Origin of the sequence: Liquorilactobacillus mali (genome assembly GCF_001437155.1) — a bacterium.
In the GTDB taxonomy this organism is placed as follows: domain Bacteria; phylum Bacillota; class Bacilli; order Lactobacillales; family Lactobacillaceae; genus Liquorilactobacillus; species Liquorilactobacillus mali_A.
In genome coordinates this window covers 5,963-27,722 of sequence record NZ_JQAR01000023.1, presented here as the reverse complement: position 1 = coordinate 27,722, position 21,760 = coordinate 5,963, and the positions used below count along the sequence as shown (strand labels likewise).

Genomic DNA, 21,760 nt, shown 5'->3' with positions numbered 1-21,760 from the left:
CAAACAACTAACTTCCACAAAATCAGCTAAATAGCCCCTTTTTCAAGACACCTCACACAGGAAATTGAATTTTGAGCTACTTTTCTTATTACTTCTAAATAAACATACTTCGTAAACCAAAATTTTCCAGACATATGTCACATTTCTTTTTTCTGCTAATTATCCACAAATTCACTAGTTGCAATCATCTGTTTAACAAATAGCTCATGAAATCTGTTATCCATAGTTAATTCCGGATGAAATGCAGTTACCAGCACATTTTTTTGCTGAGCTGCAACAATTCGACCATCAACTAAAGTTGCTAGAACTTTTACATCTGAACTCACTTCTTTAAGATAAGGAGCACGAATAAAAACACCATGAAAAGGTTCCGTAAAACCCTCAACATCAATCAAAGACTCAAAGCTTTCGCGTTGACGCCCAAACCCGTTTCGTTTTACTTCCCCATTCAAGCCGCCTAAAGATTCTTGCTGCGCTAACAAGACTAGCCCCGCACATGTCCCGAATACTGGAAAATTATTTTGAATTAAATTCTTTAATGGTTGTAACAGTTGTTCACTTACTAATAATTTATAAATAGTCGTACTTTCTCCACCAGGTATAATAATACCCTCAATATCTTGCAAATCAGCAGGTTCTTTAATCAATTTAGCTCGAACACCACACTGAGAAAGCATATTTACGTGCTCGCTGACTGCACCTTGAAGAGCTAATACTCCAATCACCATCTTTTTCCCTCCTAAATTCCGCGGTTAGCCATCTTCTGCTCGGCTGAAAGTGTTGAGATTTCAATTCCTTTCATAGGTGAACCTAGATTTTTAGAAATCTCTGCAATTAATGCATAATCTGTTGGATGAGCCGTAGCAGTAACAATTGCCTTAGCAAACTTAGCTGGATTTTCAGAATGAAAGATTCCGGAGCCAACAAAAATTCCATCTGCACCTAAATTCATCATTAGTGCTGCATCGGCAGGCGTTGCCACACCACCGGCTGCAAAATTAACGACTGGAAGCTTGCCACTATCATGAACTTCTTTAACTAACTCATATGGAGCCTTTAAGTTTCGGGCAAACATCACTAATTGATTATGATTGGCTGCTTTAACTTGTGTAATCTGTTCATTGACTTTTTCCATATGACGAACTGCTTCAACGATGTTTCCTGTTCCGGGCTCTCCCTTGGTTCTCAGCATAGTTGCACCTTCATCAATTCTTCGAAGGGCCTCACCTAGGTCACGGCACCCACACACAAATGGAACCTGAAATTCATTTTTATTAATATGATAAGTATCATCAGCAGGTGTTAAAACTTCACTTTCATCGATGTAATCAACCCCAATGGACTCTAAGATGCGGGCCTCCGCAATGTGTCCTATACGAGCTTTAGCCATCACCGGGATAGTAACTGCATCCATAATTGCTTCAACCATTGCCGGATCTGACATCCGTGCTACACCGCCAGCCGCTCTAATATCTGAAGGAACACGCTCAAGCGCCATAACGGCCACTGCGCCTGCATTTTCAGCAATCTTTGCTTGTTCAACGTTTACCACATCCATGATTACGCCGCCCTTTTGCATTTGTGCCATACCACGTTTGACAAGTGTTGTTCCTGTTTTTGACATTTATATCTCCTCCATTTTTTATTGAAAATTTATCCTATTTTATGTTATCGTGGTCATAACTTAAACAACCAATTGGAATATATTTATACCAACCAATTTAGAGGAGGCCAATCAATCATGCATTGGAAATTACCGGATGGCAACCAAGCCGTGTATTTAAAAATAATTAATCTAATTATTGAGGGAATTCAAAAGGGTGATCTACTGCCAGGTGAACAATTACCAGTAGAGCGTGATCTGGCAAAAAAATTAAACATTAATCGCTCTACGATTCAAAGAGCATTCAGTGAGTTGGTTAGTCGCGGAATCCTCATCCGAAAGTTAGGAAGTGGAACTTGGATAAATTCTGGTAAATGGGGAGTATTAACACAGGGAGTCAATTGGCAAAGATATATAACTACCAGTCGCCTAGGTGACCCAGAAAACTTTACTGTTCGGTTACACAGATTGCAAAAACAATCAGGTGTAATTGACCTTTCCTATTCCAGTATTAGCATTCCCAACCTATCACTCACTTTTCCATCCATGACCATCAACGACCTAGTCTCACAAGAAAGTACAAATGCTATCAGCGGCATACTTGATTTGAAGCAACAGTTGCGCATCCAGCTTGAACCCTTCTTAAAACAAAACCTTTCGGCAGCACAAGTTTTGATCACATCGGGTGCACAACAGGCTTTTTACTTGATTACTCAAGGCCTACTTTCTTATGGAGATGCTATCGCAATTGAATCACCATCATATTTTTATCAACTATCACTTTTTCAAGCTGCCGGTATCCGCGTATTTGGAGTTCCACTCAAAGAAAATGGTGGTTTAGAACTAGATGTCTTACGGCGGCATTACTATAAACATCATTTACGATTTCTCTTTGTTAATCCAACTGGTCAGAATCCAACAACTCGAAATATGCCCCTAGCAGAGCGCGAAAGCTTAGTTGATTGTTGTCGTCAACTAGACCTGCCAATTGTAGAAGATGATCCATTAGGGCTTAGTAATGCGCTTACTCAAAGACAGGTTTCTACATTAAGACAGCTAGATCCAAATAATGTACTTTACGTTGGTTCTCTTTCATCGCTAAGCGGCACAAATACGCGAATCGGATGGCTAATTGCACCGCCAGCAATCGTAGAGCGGCTGGCAGAAATTCGGCAACAAATGGAATCAGGTATTAGCGTTTTCTCCCAATTAGCTGCCGTGCAGCTCCTACAGCAGCCACAATTATCGCAATTGATTCAAGTCCAGCTGCAAAACCTCGAAGAACAAAAAAGACATCTGCTTAAGGCATTGGAACCGTTTGCTGCACAAAAACTAGTTTCTTATAAGTTACCTGCATACGGTAGCAATATTTGGGTTCAATTGAACGTGAATAAAAAAATAATGAATGCTGATTACAACTTATTTTTAGATCACAAATTACTTGTTTTACCAGATTTCTTATTTGGCGTGCAGTCTAACCACATACGACTTAGCTTTACACGTATAACGGATGTTAGCGAAAAAGATTTAACAGATAGATTTGGAGCTGTTATGGATGAATTGAAATTGATATAGGTGCTGTCTCAATCAAAGGTAACTACAACTCTGAATACTTAAAAAGAAGTTGAGTCAAAAGTTACATTTTGACCCAGCTCCTCTATTTAAAACTAAAACATAAAACTAAAACACAATACGTTTGACCTTCTCATTTTAATTACAGTACCAACATATATGGATCTTCTAGATATGAAACTATTTCTGCCAAAAAGTCTGCTGCAGGTGCCCCATCGATTATCTGATGATCAAAAGTTAGGCTTAGTGGCAATTTAAGCAGCTGAATTGCCTTACCATCATCATTGAGAGCAAGTTCTTTCAGCAATGTACCCACTCCTAGGATTCCAATCTCAGGTTGATTAATAACTGGTGTAAAATACTCAACTCCGCTCTTGCCTAAATTACTAATTGTAAACGTACCACCACTGTATGCACTACTTTCTAATGTACCCTCACGTGCATCAGTTATTACTGAATTCAAGGACCTGCCCAATTCTGTCAATGTCATTGAATCCGCAGATTTAACTACCGGAACTACCAACCCATTATCAACGGCAACAGCCATTCCGATATTAACATCTGTAACTTTTTCATATAAACCATCATGATACCATGCATTCATTTCTGGCGTGTCCTTAAGTGCCAAAATAGCGGCTTTGGTTACAAGCGTTGTCAAGCTTAACTGTCCATCAACTAAAGGCTGATTTACCTTCTGTTTCAATTCTTTTCTGAAAGACATTAGCTTCGTAATATCAGCCTTAAGTTGCAGGGTAACCTGTGCTGTATTCCGCAGACTACTCATCATCCGCTGGGCGATTACTTGGCGCATCCCTGTTAAACCAGCGCCGGCTTTTGCGGATGCAACGGAACTTGTCTCGACTGGACGTGCTGTCGGAACATAGTTTTCAACATCACGTCTGGTTACTCGTCCATTGCCCCCAGTTCCTATGATTTGATGGTAGTCAAGGCCTTTTTCTGCAGCTATTTTACGTGCCAAAGGTGTGACGAAGACACGTTCTTTATCACTATTGCCTTGTTTTGCTAGTATTGACTGTTTAGCCTGTGCTTCTTCAAATTGTTCTGCATTATCAACCTCTTCTTTTGATTCTACTGGTACTTGTTCCACTGCTCCACCTTCACCAACTTTTTCCCCAGCGGCTCCGATATATCCGATTGGATCCTTACACTTGGCATCTTCACCTTCATGCACCAATATTTTAATTAGAATTCCATCAACAGGAGCATCAACATTGGCAGTCAGTTTTTCAGAATTGATTGCTGCAACAATATCGCCTTTTTTGACTTCATCACCTTCATTTTTGACCCATTCATAGACTGTTCCCTCTGTCATAGTCAGACCAAGTTTTGGCATTATGATCTCTGTTGCCATGCTAACACCCCCTTTATTTCTTCAAGTCGTCAATCAATTCCGCTGCTGTTTCAATTACCCGATCTGCATTAGGTAAATACAATTGTTCTAGGTTAGTTGCAAATGGTACCGGTGTATTTGGTGCACAAACTTTTTTGATTGGTCCATCTAAATAATCAAATGCCTGGTCGCCAACAACTGAAGCAATGTCTGTTGCGGTATTGTTGTGTGGATTAGCCTCATCGATTATTATTAAGCGTCCTGTTTTCTTAACCGAATTAATAACAGTTTCTTGGTCCCAAGGTGCAACCGTAATAAGGTCAATCACTTCGGCTTCAATTCCGTCTTTTGCCAATCGTTCTGCAACTTCTAAAGCAACATAAAGCATTTTTCCAATCGTTACAATCGTCAGGTCAGTGCCTTCACGTTTAATTTTTGCTTTACCAATTTCAACCTTATAATATTCCTCTGGGACCTCATCCTTGAGACCATAAAGTGTCTTATCTTCTGAAAAAACAACCACATTATCGTCCTCAATCGCAGCTATCAGTAAGCCCTTTGCATCATACGGATTAGAAGGAACGACCACCTTGATTCCTGGAATTGAAGCCAATATTCCATAATAAGAACCTGAATGTTGTGCAGCTGCACTCGCACCTGCACCGTGACAGGTCCGGATTGTCATTGGAATCTTAGCTTTACCGCCAAACATGTAGCGCATCTTGGAACCCTGTGCCAAAATAGTATCCAAACAGAAGCCGATAAAATCATTAAACATCAGTTCTGGCACAGGACGTAAACCTGTTGCTGCAGCTCCAACCGAAGCTCCCATATATCCCATTTCAGAAATTGGGGTGTCAATCACACGTTCACGTCCATATTTAGGCATGAGTCCCTTGGTTACACCAAAAACGCCACCCCAGGCATCTTCATTTTGCTTCGCTAAATGATCAACTTTAGCTCCACCGGCAATATCCTCACCCAAAAGGATAACCCGCTCGTCCTTTTCCATCGCCATATCCAGGCCTTCATTGATTGCTTTCATAAATGTTATTCGTCTAGCCATACTGCATTCTCCTTTCTATCCGTTTAATCAACAAAAACATTTTCATACAGGGATTCCGGTTTTGGGATAGGACTCTCCTCGGCAAATTTGATGGCATGTTCAATATCTTCAACTGAAGTCTGTTCAATTTGATCTGCCTTTTCGGCACTCAATAATTTTTCAGCAACTGCATATTCCCGAAATTCTGGAATACTATCGCGGTCTGCCAAATCTTTTTCTTGCCCTTCCTTAGCCTTATACTTTTGCTCATCACCTTCGAAGTGTCCATAATTACGATAAGTTATACATTCAATCAATGTTGGTCCTTCACCTTTACGCGCACGATCAATGGCCTTGCCCGCTGCCTCGTATACGGCCATTAAGTCCTTACCATCAATTGTTTCACCTGGAATACCATAAGCTGATGCGCGATCAGCAATCCGTTTAGAACCTGATGCATATTTTTGCGGAGTAGTCTCACCATAGGAATTATTCTCATTTACAAATACAACTGGCAGTTTCCAGATAGATGCCATATTAATACTCTCATGGAAAGTACCCTCGTTAGCAGCTCCATCACCGAAGAAGCAGACTGCAACATCATCCGTCTTTAAATATTTGTTGCGCAAGGCTGCCCCGATTGCAATTGGGAAACCACCGCCAACCATTCCGTTGGCACCTAACATTCCCTTATCAATATCAGCAATATGCATTGAGCCGCCCTTGCCTTTACAAAGACCCGTTTCTTTTCCGTAGATTTCGGCCATCATTTTATCTAAATCGCAGCCCTTTGCGATGCAGTGCCCATGCCCACGGTGAGTACTGGTAATGTAGTCCTTATCTGTCAGATGTGCACAGACTCCAGTTGCGATTGCTTCCTCACCTGCATACAGATGAACGAAACCTGGAATAGAGCCTGTTGAAAAAATTTGATGCACTTCATCTTCAAAGTTACGAATATCGTTCATTTTCTTATAGATCCATTCAGCACGTTCCTTTGATAATTTCTCCATTTTTATTGCCTCCTCATGTCATTAGTAAAATCAACTTTGCTTAAGCTTTTGGTCTAACCCTCTTTTCTTAACTATTTTCCAACATATGAGCAACTTCACCTGTTAATTCTGATAGGGTTGGATGTGCAAAAATAACATCATCCAATTCGTCAACTGTTCCTTCTGACTTGCTGACAGCTAAAATAGTATGAATCATTTCAGTGGCATTACTGCCAACGATAACTGCACCAAGAATTTCATGATATTTCTTTTCACTGATGATTTTCACAAAACCGGTTGCTTCCTCACCAGCAATTGCTTTCCCATTGCTGGTATACGGCGCACTCTTAACAACAACTTCAAAACCTTTTTCCGCAGCCTGTGTCTCACTTAATCCAAAACTTGCAACTTCAGGATCTGTATACAAGCATCGCGGAATGTAACGTTGTGCTACTGGGGCTTGTTTCTCACCACAAATAGTATCCACCGCGCTGATGCCCTCCGCACTGGCTGCATGTGCCAATTGATATCCGCCAATCAAATCGCCAATTGCATAAACGTGTGGAAGACTTGTTTGGTAATGCTGATCGACTTTGACAAAGCGCTGTCCCTCGTCTAATGTAATTCCAGCCTTCTTAGCCAACTCAAGGTTAGCTCTGCGACCAGTTGCGACCAACAACTGATTAAACTCGTAAGTACTATCGGTCAACTGAACCTGCTTAGGAGTAACTTGCTTGATCTTGACACCTGACTTAACAACAATTCCCATACTCTGTAATTTTTGTTTGATGATTTTCCGTGCTTCTTCGTCCTCAGTCAGCAAAATATCAGGCGCTACCTCAAGCAGAGTAACATCAACGCCCAACGGCTGCATTGCAAACGCAAGCTCAACAGCAATAATCCCACCGCCAATAATGACCAATTTTTGCGGAAGATCAGTCATTTTGAAAAATGTATCAGTAGTTAGATACTTAACTTTATCAATCCCATTAATTGGTGGAATGAACGGATGTCCCCCCATTGCTAAAAGAATATCTTTCGCAATGATTGTTTTACCAGCAACACTTAGCTGCCTTTCCTTAGTTAATGAAGCCTCACCCTCAATATATGTGATTTTATTTGACTTGAACAACTGTCTAATCCCATCTTGCAGGGTTGCAACTACACGATCCTTCCGCTTAACCAGTCTAGGAAAATCAACATCTTTTATTTCCATTGCAATCCCAAACTGGCTGGCCTCTTTAGCAGCCAGTGCCCAATGACTGTGTTTTAAGTAACTCTTGGATGGGATACAGCCAGCATTTAAACAAATACCACCGATATCTTTTTTCTCAATTACCACTACTTTTTTACCCAATTGAGCAGCATGTATCGCTGCAATGTAACCGCCCGGGCCTGCTCCAACAACTGCAACATCATAACTTGTCATAAAGTGCTTCCCCCCTTGTAAAAGTTTTCTTACCCTCTCACTTATTTGTAAGCAAATTCCATGCCAATAATTTTCGTATAATCAGTTTACACATCAAATAATTAAATTATTATTAATACTATTAATTAGTGTTATCTTTTTATCTGAGTTTTGATCAATGCAAATATGGTTGCCCGCATTTTATCAAGAAAAAATGTCACAAATGACAATAATATTTGAGTACTACTCCTTAATTACGAACATAGTGTATCTTTTGGCATAAATGTTTTAGTTTTAATTGAAAAATTTTGCATTATGAGATACTTTTATTCGGAGTCAAAAAAGGGGCTAGAACAAAAATTTTTTTGATCTAGCCTCTTTTTCAAAATTTGAGCACAAACAATTTATTAAAAAATGTATAGTTATCCATACTTGCATTATTCTCAATTATTATTACCAATGATTGTTGCATTTATATTCTGTACATAGTGTTATAAATGAAACAATTTGTAACTATTACCTTAGTCACTATTTTAATCCATATTTTTTCATCTTACGGTACAAAGTCGTTCGTGAAATACACAATTCATCTGCTGTTTTACTAATATGGTAATGATTCTGCTCCAACACTTCCTGCAGTTTTTCTGCTTCCTTGGCCTTACTCTTGGATGACAGCTTGTGCTTTGTAGAACCTAAAAAAGCAGTCGCTGTTTTCTTTTGAACATCAGGAGCTAAAGTTCCCTCTTCTATCAGCTGTCTGATCTGTGTATCCGTTGGCTGTTGTAATTCGTAAAAAAGATATAATCGTTCCAAAAAGTTGTTAAACTCTCGGATATTTCCATCCCATGAATAAGTACAGCTAATACTATACAACTTGTCCTGCCAGTTCATATGCCATTTCTTTTTCTTGCAAAAGGCCACAATTAGCTGTCTGATATCTTCCATTCGCTCACGTAAAGGCGGAATTTGAACTGGACAAACGTAGATTCGATAAAAGAGATCTTCACGAAACTTCTTTTGCTGAACCAAGGTTCGTAAATCAAGATTACTGGCCGTTATTAATCGAAAAGAAACTTTACGCGGCTCTCCATTAATCGGCATAATGCTCTTCTCCTCAATAACACGCAATAAGGCTGTCTGCATTCTCATAGACATACTTTCGATTTCATCTAAAAATAACGTTCCACCATCTGCCTGCTCAATTTTTCCCTTCTGGCCCTTAACGTTAGAACCAGTGAAAGCTCCAGGAGCATATCCAAAGAGCTCACTTTCAAGCAAATCCTGGTTTAAGGCTCCACAGTTGAGCGCTATTAACGGGCCACCTCCAACTGCGCTATTATAGTGAATTGTTCGTGCTAGTACTTCTTTTCCCGTGCCAGACTCTCCAAAAAGGTGAATTGGTAAATTACTGCTCGCTAGTTTCAAAACGCGTTTTAAGAACTGACTATAGGCCTTGTTAGTAGTTGGCACACCGGGATAATAGAACTTATTTGGCTGCGATGATTTAGTAAAAATATGCATCTTGTAACCAATTAGTTTATTTTTAAGGTAAATCTTCTCACTTTTATAGATTGTTTTTGCATCAATATAATTATGGATATCATTTCCCAGTTCATACCGTTCACTGTCTTTTTCAGGTATGCTTACAAGCTTAAAATGCGTATCGCACAAAAGCTCATTAGGCTGGTGTAATATGCAGTATTGTAATAATTCTTTCCGCCGTTCAAGTTCTTCGCGAATCAAAGTATTTGATATCCGTTGGGTCAGCATTGTGAGCCAAAATAAGGCATCCTTGGCTGAATCATTGTGCAATGTTGAAATATCTAAGATACCTAAAACGTCACCTTCTTCATCTAGAATGGGTGAAGCCGAGCAGCTCCATTGTCTTGATGCAAAAGCATAGTGTTCTTCCGAAGTAACGTGTTCATCTTGTTTAGTCCGTATAGCAATACCAATTGCGTTTGTTCCAACGTTAAGCTCTGTCCACATTGTTCCTTCTCTGAAATAGAACTCGTTTGCATTCTCTTGTGCTTGCAAATTACCATCGCGCCATAAAATATTTCCTGTTCCATCAGTCAAAATAAAGACTGGCTTCTCTAAAATAAAGTTTGTCTCGAACATTTTGATCTGTTCCCTAACTACTTCAATCAGTTTGCTGTATTGCTGTTGTTTATTAAACAGCTCCGCCGCCGAGAGAATTTTTTGTGGCTTAATAAGGTATGGATCAATCTCTGCTCGCAAACAAGATTTCCATGAATCAGCAATCTTAGTATCCAATGTGTCGGCGGCCAACTTATTTCCTGCAATAAAATTTTCCCACAACTGTTGGTTCTGCATATGCTCACCCCCTATTCGAAATAAAAAAAGGTTCCCACCTATATTATATATGAAAACGCTTTTATTACTACTTTTTCGGTTATTTGGTTGATTAAACTCACGTTACTTTATGCTGACTCAGAACCAAAGTATTTTATTACTTGAAGTATCAAATCAAATTTAGAAAGACAAGATTATTACCAAAATAATTCGCACAAAAAACCATGCTCTCATTAAATAAGAACATGGTTTTTATTATTAAAATTTTTTACTTATGCTCACAATATTTAACTTGTCATCCAGGTCATAAGCAACAAAAATGTAACTGTAAATCCGTGTTAAGCGGGGGGAAGATATTCTTTTTTAAATAATTAGCCAATATTTCTTTTAGCTTCATCACCCACTTTTTTATGTCTTTAATTCATAACTTTTTTTACTTATTTTTTAGAATTAGTCATATTGTAATAAATTTTTCTTTGCACCAAATATTGATCTTTTTCTCTTATAATAAACAGTGGTGAACTTTCTTCAACAACATTACTAAATTCAAGACCATACCATAAGATTGGGGAGGTAGTAATCCTCTGAAGATAAATTCTTCCACTAATCAAATGACGATCAAGAGTACTAATTTGATTATTTAACATTAAATCAGATGGTTGTTCATTAATAATAACAAACTTAAAATCCCCCACTTTACGATTTTTCTGGGTAGAATATACGGGAACTTGTGGTTCCAGAATTCCTTGGCTGACCAAGTGATCAACAATTTGGTGAAGATAGACACTTATTGTTTGGGCTTTCCTAAATCCTAGGAACATCTGTACATTTACAATGTTTTTTGTTTCCACCATATCAATCGTATAATTACTTTCATAAGGATTATCAGTTTCATTAACAGTTACAAACCAATAAACCTTAGCTCGCTTGGGTTCTTGATCTAATATTGAATACATAGTACTTCTTTTAATTTCATAATCTTTTTTTACTTTTGTCATATAAACTAAGTTAGTTGTAAACAATGGAACATTTTCATCTTTACTTAACTTTTGAAGTTGCTCGCGATAATCCAAAAGGGAAACATACTCACTTTCATGTTCATAATGTTCACGTCGTTTGTTTCCAAAGTACCATATCCACATTACATACAAAATACTTGCCATAATTAGTAATGTAACGTATCCACCGTGAATTATTTTAACAAGACTCGCAATAAAAAATATTATTTCAATCGTACCAAAAAAAAGTGAAACCATACTTGCAATAATTTTACTTAATTTGTCTTTCAAAAATTGATATAACAAGATAGTTGTCATAAGCATTGTAATTGTGATGGCTAATCCATATGCTGCCTCCATCTTTTGCGATTGTCCAAAATACCAAACAATTCCGAGGGTCACTACACATAATAACCAGTTGACACTCGCAATATAGATTTGATTTTTTATATTGCTTGGATGTCTTATTATTAATCTCGGTAAAAATTTGAGTCCTATTGCCTCATTAACCAAAGTGTATGATCCTGTAATCAGAGCTTGCGAAGCAATAATTGCAGCAAATGTTGCAATTACAATACCAAGTAAACGCCATTGGCCAGGAAGTATTTCATAAAAAGGATTAATATTCGATAAATTTCGGTAAGCAGCCTCATTGGCGTGGGTAATCATCCAGGCTCCTTGACCCAAATAATTTAAAAATAATGACAAATAAACTAGCGGCCATGTAGCATAGATATTCTTTTTCCCTACGTGTCCCATATCGGAATATAATGCTTCTGCACCAGTAGTTGCTAAAAAGATGCTACCCAGAATGAAGATACCTACCTTGTTTGCAGGACTAAATAATATTTTTATTGCATAATAAGGTGATAAAGCCCTTAAAATTGATGGGTATTGTAATAAATTAACAACACCCCAAATAGCTAAAAATAAAAACCATAGTGCCATTATAGGACCAAATAATTTTCCAATCGTTCCTGTTCCAAAGCGCTGAATAAAGAAAAGCACTATTAAAACAAATGATGTAATAAATAAAACATCATATTGGTTATTACTAAATAAAATTGGCCCAAGCCGCTGATTCTTCAAACCTTCAATAGCGGAAGTTACAGTAACTGCCGGCGTGAGAGTTCCATCAGCCAAGATTGCGGCACCCCCAATTAATGCTGGGTAAATTAACCATTTTGCTTTTTTCCTAACTAATGCATAAAGTGAAAATATTCCACCCTCGTGATTATTGTCAGCCTGCATTGCAACAATAATGTACTTAAATGTTGTTATGATCATCAATGTCCAAAAAATTAATGAAATTGAACCAATCACATATTCTGATGAAATGTTTTTCATCTTACCAGCGTCACTTATTAATGCATTCATAACATATAATGGCGAGGTCCCGATGTCTCCATATACGATACCTAAAGTGACAAGCATTCCCATAAATGAAATTTTCTCAAGTTGTTTATTCATCCTCAATCTCCTCTAACACAGAAATCTAATATAATGCTTCAAACTAGCCACCATTCTAGCATAAAAATACCAAGATTATGAAATTTGTTGTGCATTATAAAATAATTCATTAGATATCTGAATTAGTGACTGTACTAAGAAAATAGGAGAATACCTGCACTATTTTAAAGGCTACGGAATATCCACAAAATATATCAGATAATTCATAGTAAGAACTCTATACTAAAAAGAAGGAGCTGGGCCAAAAGTGAAATTTTAGCCTAGCTCCTTCTTTTTATTACGGATAAACGTGGTCCATAAGTCAAAATTTTACGTCTAACCACGAATTACTCATAGCAAATTACTCGCTATGTTCGTAATTTCTTGTTAGTACTCAAATTTTACCGACTTATGTCATATTCCCTTCTTTTTTATTTTCAATCTAGGTCTTCTCCATTCGAAAAAATAACTTTCTTATACCAGTAAAAAGAATCTTTTTTAATACGTTTCAATGACCCGTTGCCTTCATCATCCTGATCAACATAGATAAATCCATATCGTTTGGACATTTCTGAAGTCGAAAAACTGATGAGATCAATTGGTCCCCACATCGTATAACCCATAAGTTGAACACCATCTCCGACAGCCTGCTTCATTTGCTCTATGTGCTTTCTCAAATAGTCAATCCGATAATTATCATGGACTTCTCCGGCTTCAAGTTTATCTAAAGCACCCAGACCATTTTCAACGATAAATAACGGTTTCCGATAGCGATCCCACATCTCATTCAAAGTAATGCGCAAGCCAATAGGATCAATTTGCCAGCCCCAGTCGGACTCTTCAAGATACTTGTTACGTCCGCCTGTTGCCATATTACCATTAACTTCTTCTCCAGCATCAGCACTGGTAACAGTTGTCATATAATAACTGAAGCTCACAAAATCAACTGGTGATTCCGCAAGAACTTTCTGATCATTAGCAGACATTTTTATCTGAATTCCATTTTCGGAAAAATATCTGTTCATGAACTCTGGATACTCACCGCGTGCCTGCACATCAGTAAAAAATAAATTTTTCTGGTCTTCTAGCTGTGCTGCACGAACATCTTCTGGTCTACATGTTGCTGGATATGTTTGCATTCTTGCTAGCATACAACCCATTTTTGCCTCTGGATCAATTTCATGCAGTTGTTTAGTAGCTATCGCGCTAGCCACTAACTGATGATGAAGTGCCTGGTAACGAATGTTCTCCTGCTCTTGTTTCTTTAAATGACTATCAACAACGCCCGTTTCATGAAAACCCCAAGTTCCTGTGTTAATTTCGTTAAAAGTCAGCCAATAACGAACACGACCACGATAACGTTTAAAAACAATTTCAGTATAGTGGGTGAAATCTGCAATCGTTTTGCGATCCAGCCAACCATTTTGTTTCTGTGTAAGTGCAAGTGGCATCTCATAATGCGAGAGTGTAATTAATGGTTCAATACCATATTTTTCCAATTCATCTAAAACACGGTCATAAAACTCTAATCCTTTTTCATTTGCCTGCTGCTCGTTGCCTTTTGGAAAAATACGTGCCCATGCAATTGAAAAACGAAACACTTTAAATCCCATTTCCGCAAAAAGTTTGATGTCCTCTTTATAGTGATGATAGAAATCAATTCCACGACGCTTCGGATAATTAGCCGTTGTCATATCATTGACGGCCTCTTTAATTGATTCAGTGTCAACTATATTCATAGACATTTTTTTCCGATCATCCGCTTTTCTTACAACTTCTGCGGTTGTTAGGCCTTTCCCGTCAACATTCCAAGCCCCTTCGATTTGATTAGCAGCAGTCGCGCCACCCCATAAAAAATCTTTTGGAAATTTTTTTGGAAAACCTGCCTTATACATGTTAATATCTCCTCTCGTCAAAAAACGTTTTATTTTGTCAACTGTAATGTTAGAACCATATTTTGATCTGCTTCTGTATCTTTGGTGGCCTCCACTTCGTATTGTTTAGTATTCGTGACAATCATCATAACTGTGTTGTCATATCCAGCTGCCTTAATTTTTTCAGAATCAAACACAATCAGTTCTTCTCCTTGTTTGACATGCTGACCTTGCTTAACTTTTGTTTCAAAATATTTTCCATTTAACTTTACTGTATCTATCCCGATATGGATCAATATTTCCGCGCCTTGATCTGAAATAATTCCAATTGCATGTCCAGTTGGATAAACAGCACTTATTGTCCCGCTGACAGGTGAAATAATCTTATCATTTGTTGGAACAATTGCTATTCCTTTACCCATAGCTTCCGATGCAAAAACCTCATCCTTAACACTTGTCAATGGAATAATCGTACCCTCTACTGGTGCAAATAATTTATCTAAGATTTGGTCATTTTCCTCTGTATCTGCTTTGCCCATCCCAAATAAATATGTTAGAACCGCACCTAAAACAAATGATACTGCAATTCCAATCAAAGAACCAACAAATCCCTTACCAACATATGTTGGAATAGCCAATAAGCTAGGAAGCGTAAAGGAGCTAGCCCTAACCTGGAAGCCACCGATAATTGCCCCACCGATGCCGCCAGCAACAACTGCGCAAATAAATGGTCGTTTCAGCTTTAAGGTCAAACCGTAAATGATTGGTTCAGTGATTCCAAAGACTCCAGTGATGACTCCTGAACCAGCTAAAGCCTTTTGTTTTTTGTTCTTCGTTTTCAAAAAGATTCCTAAAGCGGCACCTGCCTGAGAAATAACAGCGGCACATAAAATTGGCAACAGCGGATCATAACCCATTTTACTAAGATTGTTCATCATCACTGGGACAAAAGTCCAATGTACCCCGAAAATGACAAATACTTGCCAGAAAGCACCCATGATTGCCCCAGCTAAGGCCGGTGCAAAATTATAAACTGATGAAACTAATGTCGATAAAACATTTCCGACAGACGACCCAAGCGGTCCAACAACAATCATTGTTAATGGAACCATAATTGTCAATGAAAATAATGGCGTAAAAATATTCCTAATTGCTTCAGGGAAAATTTTATTCAATACTGGTTCGATAAAAGACAGAACCCAAACAGCTAAAAGAATTGGGATAACTGACGATGTATATGTGGTTGGGACAACCGGTATACCCATGAAATGAAGAGTTTGTGTTTTGTCAGCAGCCGCGACAAGCGTTGGATACATTAGTGCAGCAGCTAAAGCAACCGCTACAAATTGATTAACATTCAACCGCTTAGAGGCCGTGAACGCAAGAAAAATCGGTAAAAAGTTGAATAACGCATCACCAGCAGCATACAAGATTTCATAAGTTCCACTTGTGGTACTCATCCAGTTCAACGCTACAAACAGTGCAAGTAACCCTTTTAAAATTCCGGCTCCTGCCAAAGCACCCAAAAATGGAGTAAAAGTCCCCGAAATAAATGCTATAAAGCGATTAACGATATTTTTTTCCTTTTCTTGCTGTTGAGCACCCTGTTCTTCATTTTCCAAACCAGTTTGTTTGGCCAAAGCATTAAAAACGTTTGCCACAGCATTTCCAACAACAATTTGATATTGACCAGCAGATTGAACAACTGTGATTACACCATCTAAATTCTCAATTTTTTGCGTATTAGCCTTCGCTTCATCCTTCAGCTTAAATCTAAGACGCGTTGCACAGTGCCATGCAGTACTGATATTATCTTTTCCTCCGATATCTTTTACAATATCTGCTGCTAATTTTTCATAATCCATGTTATTTCACCCCTAAAGTTATTTTTAAAACAAAAACCCAAGTCAATATCAGATTCAGACTAAAAAAGTCTGAGCCTCATATTGACTTGGGTTTTGCCTAATTTAATAGTTACAATCCCACTTATTCGATTTTCTTATTAAGATCATCTAAGATACGCTGTACATGCATTGTTAGATAAATTTGCTCGTTTACTGAAAGATCAATTTGTAGGTGTCCGCTGATAAAAGCTGCTACTTTTCTAGTACATTCAAACGATGTTGGATATTTTTTAACCAAATGCTGAAATAAAAAATCATCATCACTTCCAGAATCGTTAATCTTCTTTTGCAAAATACGTTCAGCCAAAAACCTCAGGTGGACTAAAAAACGTCGATAGCTCATCGTATCTGGATCAAGTTTTATCTGTAATTGATACTGAACTATTTGAACGATATCTCCTATTAGCTTTGTCATTTTAACCGTATCCCCGCTTTGAGGATGGTCAACGCTGCTCTCAAGCAATTTTATTGCAATGAAACCAGCTTCATCTTCTGGCAGCTTTATTCCTATTTGCTGATTAACAGTTTCAAGTGCCGCAATAGCGGCCTGATACTCATTAGGATAATAATTTTTTATTTCCCATAAAATCTCATTATGGATCTGAATACCCTGCTTATATCTAGTGACTGCAAAATCAAGATGGTCTGTCAGCGATATTAATAAATAATCATTGAATTTTGCATGAAGCATCTCACCCGCCTGCTGGATTATTCGAGCCGATAATTCAAGGTATTCTGGCGAAATATTTTGAATCAAATCATGAAACAATGTGAACCATTTATCATCAGTTGGTGCAAATACCTGGCTAACCTTATTTTTTTCAACAGTCATGCCCGGTTTCTGCTTAAATCCTATTCCACGACCAACTAATACCACTTCTTGATTGCCCAGATTTGCTAAAAGAACATTGTTATTAAAAACCTGTTTGACCTTCATAGATTCTCCCCAGATTTCTCAGATATGATGTAAAAAAACCTGTACACAAACCGTGCTATAAACTATTACTAGTCCATACACTCAATTTGCGACAGGTTTTGCCCGCTACATGATAGCGGTAACAATCCTTCAACAACTAGAATATTACTACTTTTTAATAACTTTTGCAAGTGCTTTATTTAACTTCCTGAACCGATTCCTGCTAGCTCACTACCAAAGCGGCCCGCAGCTTCTTGCCAGTTTACAATGTGCCAAAAGGCTTCAACATATTTTGGCCTACGGTTCTGATATTTTAAATAATATGCATGTTCCCAAACGTCAAGTCCTAAGACAGGCGTTAACCCCTCAGAAAGTGGAGAATCTTGATTTGCCGTTGTCATAATTTTTAACTCGCCAGCTTTGTCCTTCACAAGCCATGCCCAACCTGAACCAAAGACACTTAAGGATGCTTCTGTGAACTGCTGTTTGAATTCTTCAAGACTGCCGAATTTACTATCGATTGCTTCACGCAGTGGGCCTTCCGGATTGGTATCAAAATGCGGTGAAAGAAGTTTCCAAAAAAGTGAATGATTGGCATGCCCACCGCCACCATTGCGTATGGCCTTTTTAATACTTTCAGGCACCTTATCCAATTGCCCCATTAACTCTTCTATTGGAAGTTCAGACAGTTCCGGATGATCTTTCAAAGCTGCGTTCAAATTATCGACGTAAGTTTGATGATGCTTACCATAATGCAATCTCATCGTTTGCTCATCAATATAAGGTTCTAATGCACTATAATCGTACGGTAAATTTGGAAGTGTATACGCCATATTATCGATCTCCTTTCGCTTGTAAGGGTCTTCATTCTTATTTAATTTTAACCTACTGTGGCATAAAACTCCAAGAAGATGCCTATGCTTTTCCTAAATTTGCATACTATTTCTATGCTCAAACACTGACTTAAATTTCAATGTTAAATTTATTCTCGTTGTAAAAATATTTTCAATTGTTGTAATAGCTCCATTCTTTATCATATTTTTAGTGACAAACTCATCGTTTTACAAAATGTTTGCTTCATTTGTGTGCAAAAGTTAATGTTATTTTATATGAAGATGAAGCTATTGATGTTATACTTAGAGACAACAAAAGGAGTGACTTTTTAATGCCATTTTTTTATGGTTTAGTACTAAAGATATGGTGCTGGCGATTTCATACATTATTCTTGTTGGACTGACAGTTGTTTACCACTGGTCTGCTATTGAGTTCATAATTACCATTGGCGCAGTTACACTAGCTTTCTTCGCTGGAAGTATGCGGAAAGATAAGCGTATTAGAGACCAAGAAAAACATCATGGTTGACAATTTAAAGTAATCTAATGTGGTTAAAAATAACGATATTCAAAAAAATATTTGAGACATAAAAAAGAAGCTAGGTCAAAAATCAAAATTTGGCCTAGCTTCTTTTATTCTAGATAAATATGTTCTGCTTTGTTTGAGAAATATCAGTTATCTTTTTTTCTACTCTTTTTTGTACCAATTATCACCCCAATACTGCCTAGAAGGGTTAACAGTAAACCCCAAACTGTTACTATACTTTCGTCTTTTTCCCCTGTCTGTGGTAATTTGTTTTGAAATTTATTATTTACGGTGCTCAGACGTATTTTCTTTGTTCTAGAATTTTGAATTGTACTAACCTTACTACTAACTCTGTATTTTCAGGCTTTTTATTAGTGAAACTCAAATTATCAAATTCATTTGAACTATCTTTTACATTATCATGGTTAATCGTATTGGTATCACTATCGTTGAAACTTGTATTGTTCTCATTATCAATAGATCCTGAATTATCAGTAGGTTTTTGAGAATCTTCTGCACTTACAGTTACACTTATAGTTTTCGAAATTGTATTACCATGACTGTCTGTGTAGCTGTATGTTACCTTGTAACTGCCAGCTTTTGTCGTATCTACGCTGCCACTAACTGTTATGTCTTTCAGATCTAATGATTTGCCCTCAGTATCTGTAGCACTAACTAAGTTATCTGTCGCATTCCAGCTCGTCTTTTGTCCAACAGTTATCGTACTGTCCTTAGCTTTAATGCTTGCCTGACTTGCCACAACCGTAATGATTGCATCTTTTGTCACCGTATTACCCAGACTGTCTGTATAGCTGTATGTTACCTTGTAACTGCCAGCTTTTGTTGTATCTACACTACCGCTAACTGTTAAATCTTTTAGATCTAATGATTTGCCTTCAGCATCTGTCACATTAACAAAGTTATCTGCTGCAGCCCAGCTTGTCTTTGGTCCAGCAATTATCGTACTGTTCTTTACGTTAAGTGAAGTTTGGACCTTTTTATATATATACGTAATATTTTGATCCTGTGCAGTATATATATCGCTATCATTCTTATTTTCTGTTTCAGTTTTTACTAAATAATAACCATCTATTGTTGGCGATGTAATATCATAATCATCCCCAATTTTTCCCGTATATTGTTTTGAATCTAATAGATTGTTTCCATCACCATCTACGTAATTAACATTAACTTTTGCACTGTTATTCCAAATACTTTCAATAGGGTTCAAGGTTAAATTTTCAACATTTACACTTCCACCTTCTGAAAACAATGCAATCCCAGTTGTATTTTGATTACCAATATTTTCTGGCCTCATAAAAAAGTTTTGAGTGATTGATTTCTCCCCGTCATTTGCAAATGCTTCAATACTTGTTTCGTCAACATATATTGTTAACGTAATAGTACCGTTGCTTGTATCGACGTAAGCATTCATTTTATCTCTTGGGTTTCCCATGTTCGATTCGCCTGTATTCAAGCGTTGTACAAAGAAAAGGTGAGTTGTTAAATCATAACCAACAGTCATGTAATACTTCCCATCATCCGACATTCTCAGCTTAAAACCAATCGTTTTGGGCGGATTTTCAGTATCCCAGGAAAATGTGGCACTGATTTTATAGGTTGTACCCTCATTTACCAATTTCTTTTCTTCACCCGTAAGCGTATATGAATTGTCATCATTACTAATAACATTAGCTTCTTCGTTATTTTCTATTTCAGATATAACATTATTTTTTAACAAATATCCGTCAGTAGAGTTTGAATCCTTAACTAAAGTCAATTCTCTGGGAAGTGTCATATTTCCATACCAAGGTGCAGTTTGTGCTTCACCTGTATAACTCCAATTTGATTCCCATCCAAGCATAACAGTACGATCATTGCCCATATTTGCAAAGGTTATTCCTGCATAAAAATCCTCTCCAGAATCAAATGTCATTGGATTTGCCAATGTAGTTTCACTTTCTGGAATCCAGTTTCCATTAGCATCAACGGTTCCTACATAATATTGCATCCCCGATCCAGTTGCTTGAGCCCCCTGCTGAATGCTAACGCTAAAAACCCACTTGACCTCATTTGTACCAGTGACAGTTATTGGAATTAATGCAGGACACTCCCAAACGCCATCACCAACATCACTTTGCCTTTGAATAGTAGATGCATATTCCCAATCCAATAAGTTCTTAGACTTATATATCAATGCCTCTTGTCCTGATACTACTGTCATTAAATATTGATTATTTTGAGCATCATATACAACATTTGGATCTCTAAAATTGGCCGAATCTCCACCTTGGGATGCCGTAACTGGTATGATAGCTTGTGGGTTAGCAGAATTTCCATCTGGAGAATATTGAATAAATGTTTTTCCACCATCTAAGCTATATGCAAGATGTTGTTCTTGGATTTCAGTTAACCCAATCCAAGTTCCCCATCCACCATCTTGACCGTCATTTATTCTTGTAGCAATCTGGTAATCTGCGGTATAAAAGGCCAATATCGCTCCTTTGCCTAAACCGCTTACATTATTAGTATCAACAATAATACTTCCACTGAAAATGTCTTTTTCTCCGTTGGAATCTCCCCAATTCGTTGTAGGTATACCAACATAACGAACTTCTCCATACTGAGCCAAGTTTCCTGTGGTATTAGTATAAGTAAAATCTTCCCATGATTGATTAGTTAAAACTGGTATTGCAACATCTTCTTGAGTCCAGTTAATCATATCTTTACTTACTGCATGCCCCCAAGACATATTCCCCCACTCATTACCATCAGGATTATATTGATAATATAAGTTGTATAAACCTGTAGTACTATCGTAAAACAAACCATTAGGATCATTCATCCAATTCTCAGATGGCGAATAATGAAATTGATTCCTGTATTCCTCATCATATTGTTCATTTGTCACAATACTATTAGTCACTGAACTGCCGCTAGTTGTTGTTGCGTTGGTTGTATCACTTGGTGTTG

16 protein-coding genes are annotated in these 21,760 nt (G+C 37.6%); 2 read left to right on the top strand and 14 right to left on the bottom strand.

The genetic code is table 11. From position 1 onward, the window contains the following. Window positions 1-155: 155 nt before the first annotated feature. Window positions 156-728, bottom strand: a complete 573-nt coding sequence (gene pdxT / locus IV36_RS09170; protein WP_056991906.1) for a pyridoxal 5'-phosphate synthase glutaminase subunit PdxT — start codon at window positions 726-728, stop codon at window positions 156-158. 11 nt (window positions 729-739) lie between these two features. Next, a complete protein-coding gene (gene pdxS / locus IV36_RS09165; RefSeq protein ID WP_010078165.1) occupies window positions 740-1,624 on the bottom strand; it encodes a pyridoxal 5'-phosphate synthase lyase subunit PdxS in 885 nt (294 codons plus the stop codon). A 117-nt stretch (window positions 1,625-1,741) separates the two neighbouring features. On the opposite strand from pdxS, the gene IV36_RS09160 reads away from it, so the two are divergent. Then, complete coding sequence (locus IV36_RS09160; RefSeq protein ID WP_056991904.1) at window positions 1,742-3,178, top strand: aminotransferase-like domain-containing protein; 1,437 nt, start codon at window positions 1,742-1,744, stop codon at window positions 3,176-3,178. Window positions 3,179-3,317: 139 nt separating this feature from the next. On the opposite strand, the gene IV36_RS09155 is transcribed toward IV36_RS09160, so the two are convergent. The 10 genes from IV36_RS09155 to IV36_RS09110 form a co-directional block, all read right to left on the bottom strand. Further along, window positions 3,318-4,547, bottom strand: a complete 1,230-nt coding sequence (locus IV36_RS09155; RefSeq protein WP_056991901.1) for a dihydrolipoamide acetyltransferase family protein — start codon at window positions 4,545-4,547, stop codon at window positions 3,318-3,320. A gap of 13 nt (window positions 4,548-4,560) precedes the next feature. Beyond that, the gene (locus tag IV36_RS09150; protein ID WP_056991900.1) at window positions 4,561-5,592 is read right to left on the bottom strand and encodes an alpha-ketoacid dehydrogenase subunit beta; all 1,032 of its coding nucleotides are present in this window, start codon (window positions 5,590-5,592) and stop codon (window positions 4,561-4,563) included. A gap of 23 nt (window positions 5,593-5,615) precedes the next feature. Further along, window positions 5,616-6,584 (bottom strand): thiamine pyrophosphate-dependent dehydrogenase E1 component subunit alpha, encoded by a 969-nt coding sequence (locus tag IV36_RS09145; protein WP_056991898.1) that lies wholly within the window; start codon window positions 6,582-6,584, stop codon window positions 5,616-5,618. Window positions 6,585-6,651: 67 nt separating this feature from the next. After that, window positions 6,652-7,992 (bottom strand): dihydrolipoyl dehydrogenase, encoded by a 1,341-nt coding sequence (gene lpdA, locus IV36_RS09140; RefSeq protein ID WP_056991896.1) that lies wholly within the window; start codon window positions 7,990-7,992, stop codon window positions 6,652-6,654. 507 nt (window positions 7,993-8,499) lie between these two features. Continuing rightward, window positions 8,500-10,308 (bottom strand): sigma-54-dependent Fis family transcriptional regulator, encoded by a 1,809-nt coding sequence (locus IV36_RS09135; protein WP_056991894.1) that lies wholly within the window; start codon window positions 10,306-10,308, stop codon window positions 8,500-8,502. 416 nt (window positions 10,309-10,724) lie between these two features. Beyond that, window positions 10,725-12,755, bottom strand: coding sequence for a KUP/HAK/KT family potassium transporter (locus IV36_RS09130; RefSeq protein WP_056991892.1), 2,031 nt, complete (start codon window positions 12,753-12,755; stop codon window positions 10,725-10,727). Window positions 12,756-13,171: 416 nt separating this feature from the next. Further along, complete coding sequence (locus IV36_RS09125; protein ID WP_056991891.1) at window positions 13,172-14,629, bottom strand: glycoside hydrolase family 1 protein; 1,458 nt, start codon at window positions 14,627-14,629, stop codon at window positions 13,172-13,174. Between the two features lie 29 nt (window positions 14,630-14,658). Then, entirely contained in the window at window positions 14,659-16,473 is a 1,815-nt protein-coding gene (locus tag IV36_RS09120) for a beta-glucoside-specific PTS transporter subunit IIABC (protein ID WP_056991888.1), read from the bottom strand. 121 nt (window positions 16,474-16,594) lie between these two features. Continuing rightward, window positions 16,595-17,449: a BglG family transcription antiterminator LicT gene (gene licT, locus IV36_RS09115; protein ID WP_056991886.1), complete on the bottom strand. Its 855-nt coding sequence runs from the start codon at window positions 17,447-17,449 to the stop codon at window positions 16,595-16,597. 179 nt (window positions 17,450-17,628) lie between these two features. Further along, window positions 17,629-18,261 (bottom strand): superoxide dismutase, encoded by a 633-nt coding sequence (locus IV36_RS09110; RefSeq protein ID WP_056991883.1) that lies wholly within the window; start codon window positions 18,259-18,261, stop codon window positions 17,629-17,631. Window positions 18,262-18,625: 364 nt separating this feature from the next. Here IV36_RS09110 and IV36_RS12290 point away from each other — a divergent pair, with 364 nt between their 5' ends. Beyond that, entirely contained in the window at window positions 18,626-18,790 is a 165-nt protein-coding gene (locus IV36_RS12290) for a hypothetical protein (RefSeq protein ID WP_169790725.1), read from the top strand. A gap of 143 nt (window positions 18,791-18,933) precedes the next feature. Here the strand turns inward: IV36_RS12290 and IV36_RS12605 are convergent, their stop codons facing one another. Beyond that, window positions 18,934-19,086, bottom strand: coding sequence for an LPXTG cell wall anchor domain-containing protein (locus tag IV36_RS12605; protein WP_420864925.1), 153 nt, complete (start codon window positions 19,084-19,086; stop codon window positions 18,934-18,936). Then, a partial coding sequence (locus tag IV36_RS09100; RefSeq protein WP_082623744.1) for a bacterial Ig-like domain-containing protein occupies window positions 19,083-21,760 on the bottom strand: 2,678 nt, incomplete at its 5' end. The genes IV36_RS09100 and IV36_RS12605, both read right to left, overlap by 4 nt.

Coding starts and splice junctions, on each gene's coding strand:
- pdxT (WP_056991906.1), bottom strand. CDS start 728: ATGGTGATTGGAGTATTAGCTCTTCAAGGTGCAGTCAGCGAGCACGTA.
- pdxS (WP_010078165.1), bottom strand. CDS start 1,624: ATGTCAAAAACAGGAACAACACTTGTCAAACGTGGTATGGCACAAATG.
- IV36_RS09160 (WP_056991904.1), top strand. CDS start 1,742: ATGCATTGGAAATTACCGGATGGCAACCAAGCCGTGTATTTAAAAATA.
- IV36_RS09155 (WP_056991901.1), bottom strand. CDS start 4,547: ATGGCAACAGAGATCATAATGCCAAAACTTGGTCTGACTATGACAGAG.
- IV36_RS09150 (WP_056991900.1), bottom strand. CDS start 5,592: ATGGCTAGACGAATAACATTTATGAAAGCAATCAATGAAGGCCTGGAT.
- IV36_RS09145 (WP_056991898.1), bottom strand. CDS start 6,584: ATGGAGAAATTATCAAAGGAACGTGCTGAATGGATCTATAAGAAAATG.
- lpdA (WP_056991896.1), bottom strand. CDS start 7,992: ATGACAAGTTATGATGTTGCAGTTGTTGGAGCAGGCCCGGGCGGTTAC.
- IV36_RS09135 (WP_056991894.1), bottom strand. CDS start 10,308: ATGCAGAACCAACAGTTGTGGGAAAATTTTATTGCAGGAAATAAGTTG.
- IV36_RS09130 (WP_056991892.1), bottom strand. CDS start 12,755: ATGAATAAACAACTTGAGAAAATTTCATTTATGGGAATGCTTGTCACT.
- IV36_RS09125 (WP_056991891.1), bottom strand. CDS start 14,629: ATGTATAAGGCAGGTTTTCCAAAAAAATTTCCAAAAGATTTTTTATGG.
- IV36_RS09120 (WP_056991888.1), bottom strand. CDS start 16,473: ATGGATTATGAAAAATTAGCAGCAGATATTGTAAAAGATATCGGAGGA.
- licT (WP_056991886.1), bottom strand. CDS start 17,449: ATGAAGGTCAAACAGGTTTTTAATAACAATGTTCTTTTAGCAAATCTG.
- IV36_RS09110 (WP_056991883.1), bottom strand. CDS start 18,261: ATGGCGTATACACTTCCAAATTTACCGTACGATTATAGTGCATTAGAA.
- IV36_RS12290 (WP_169790725.1), top strand. CDS start 18,626: ATGGTGCTGGCGATTTCATACATTATTCTTGTTGGACTGACAGTTGTT.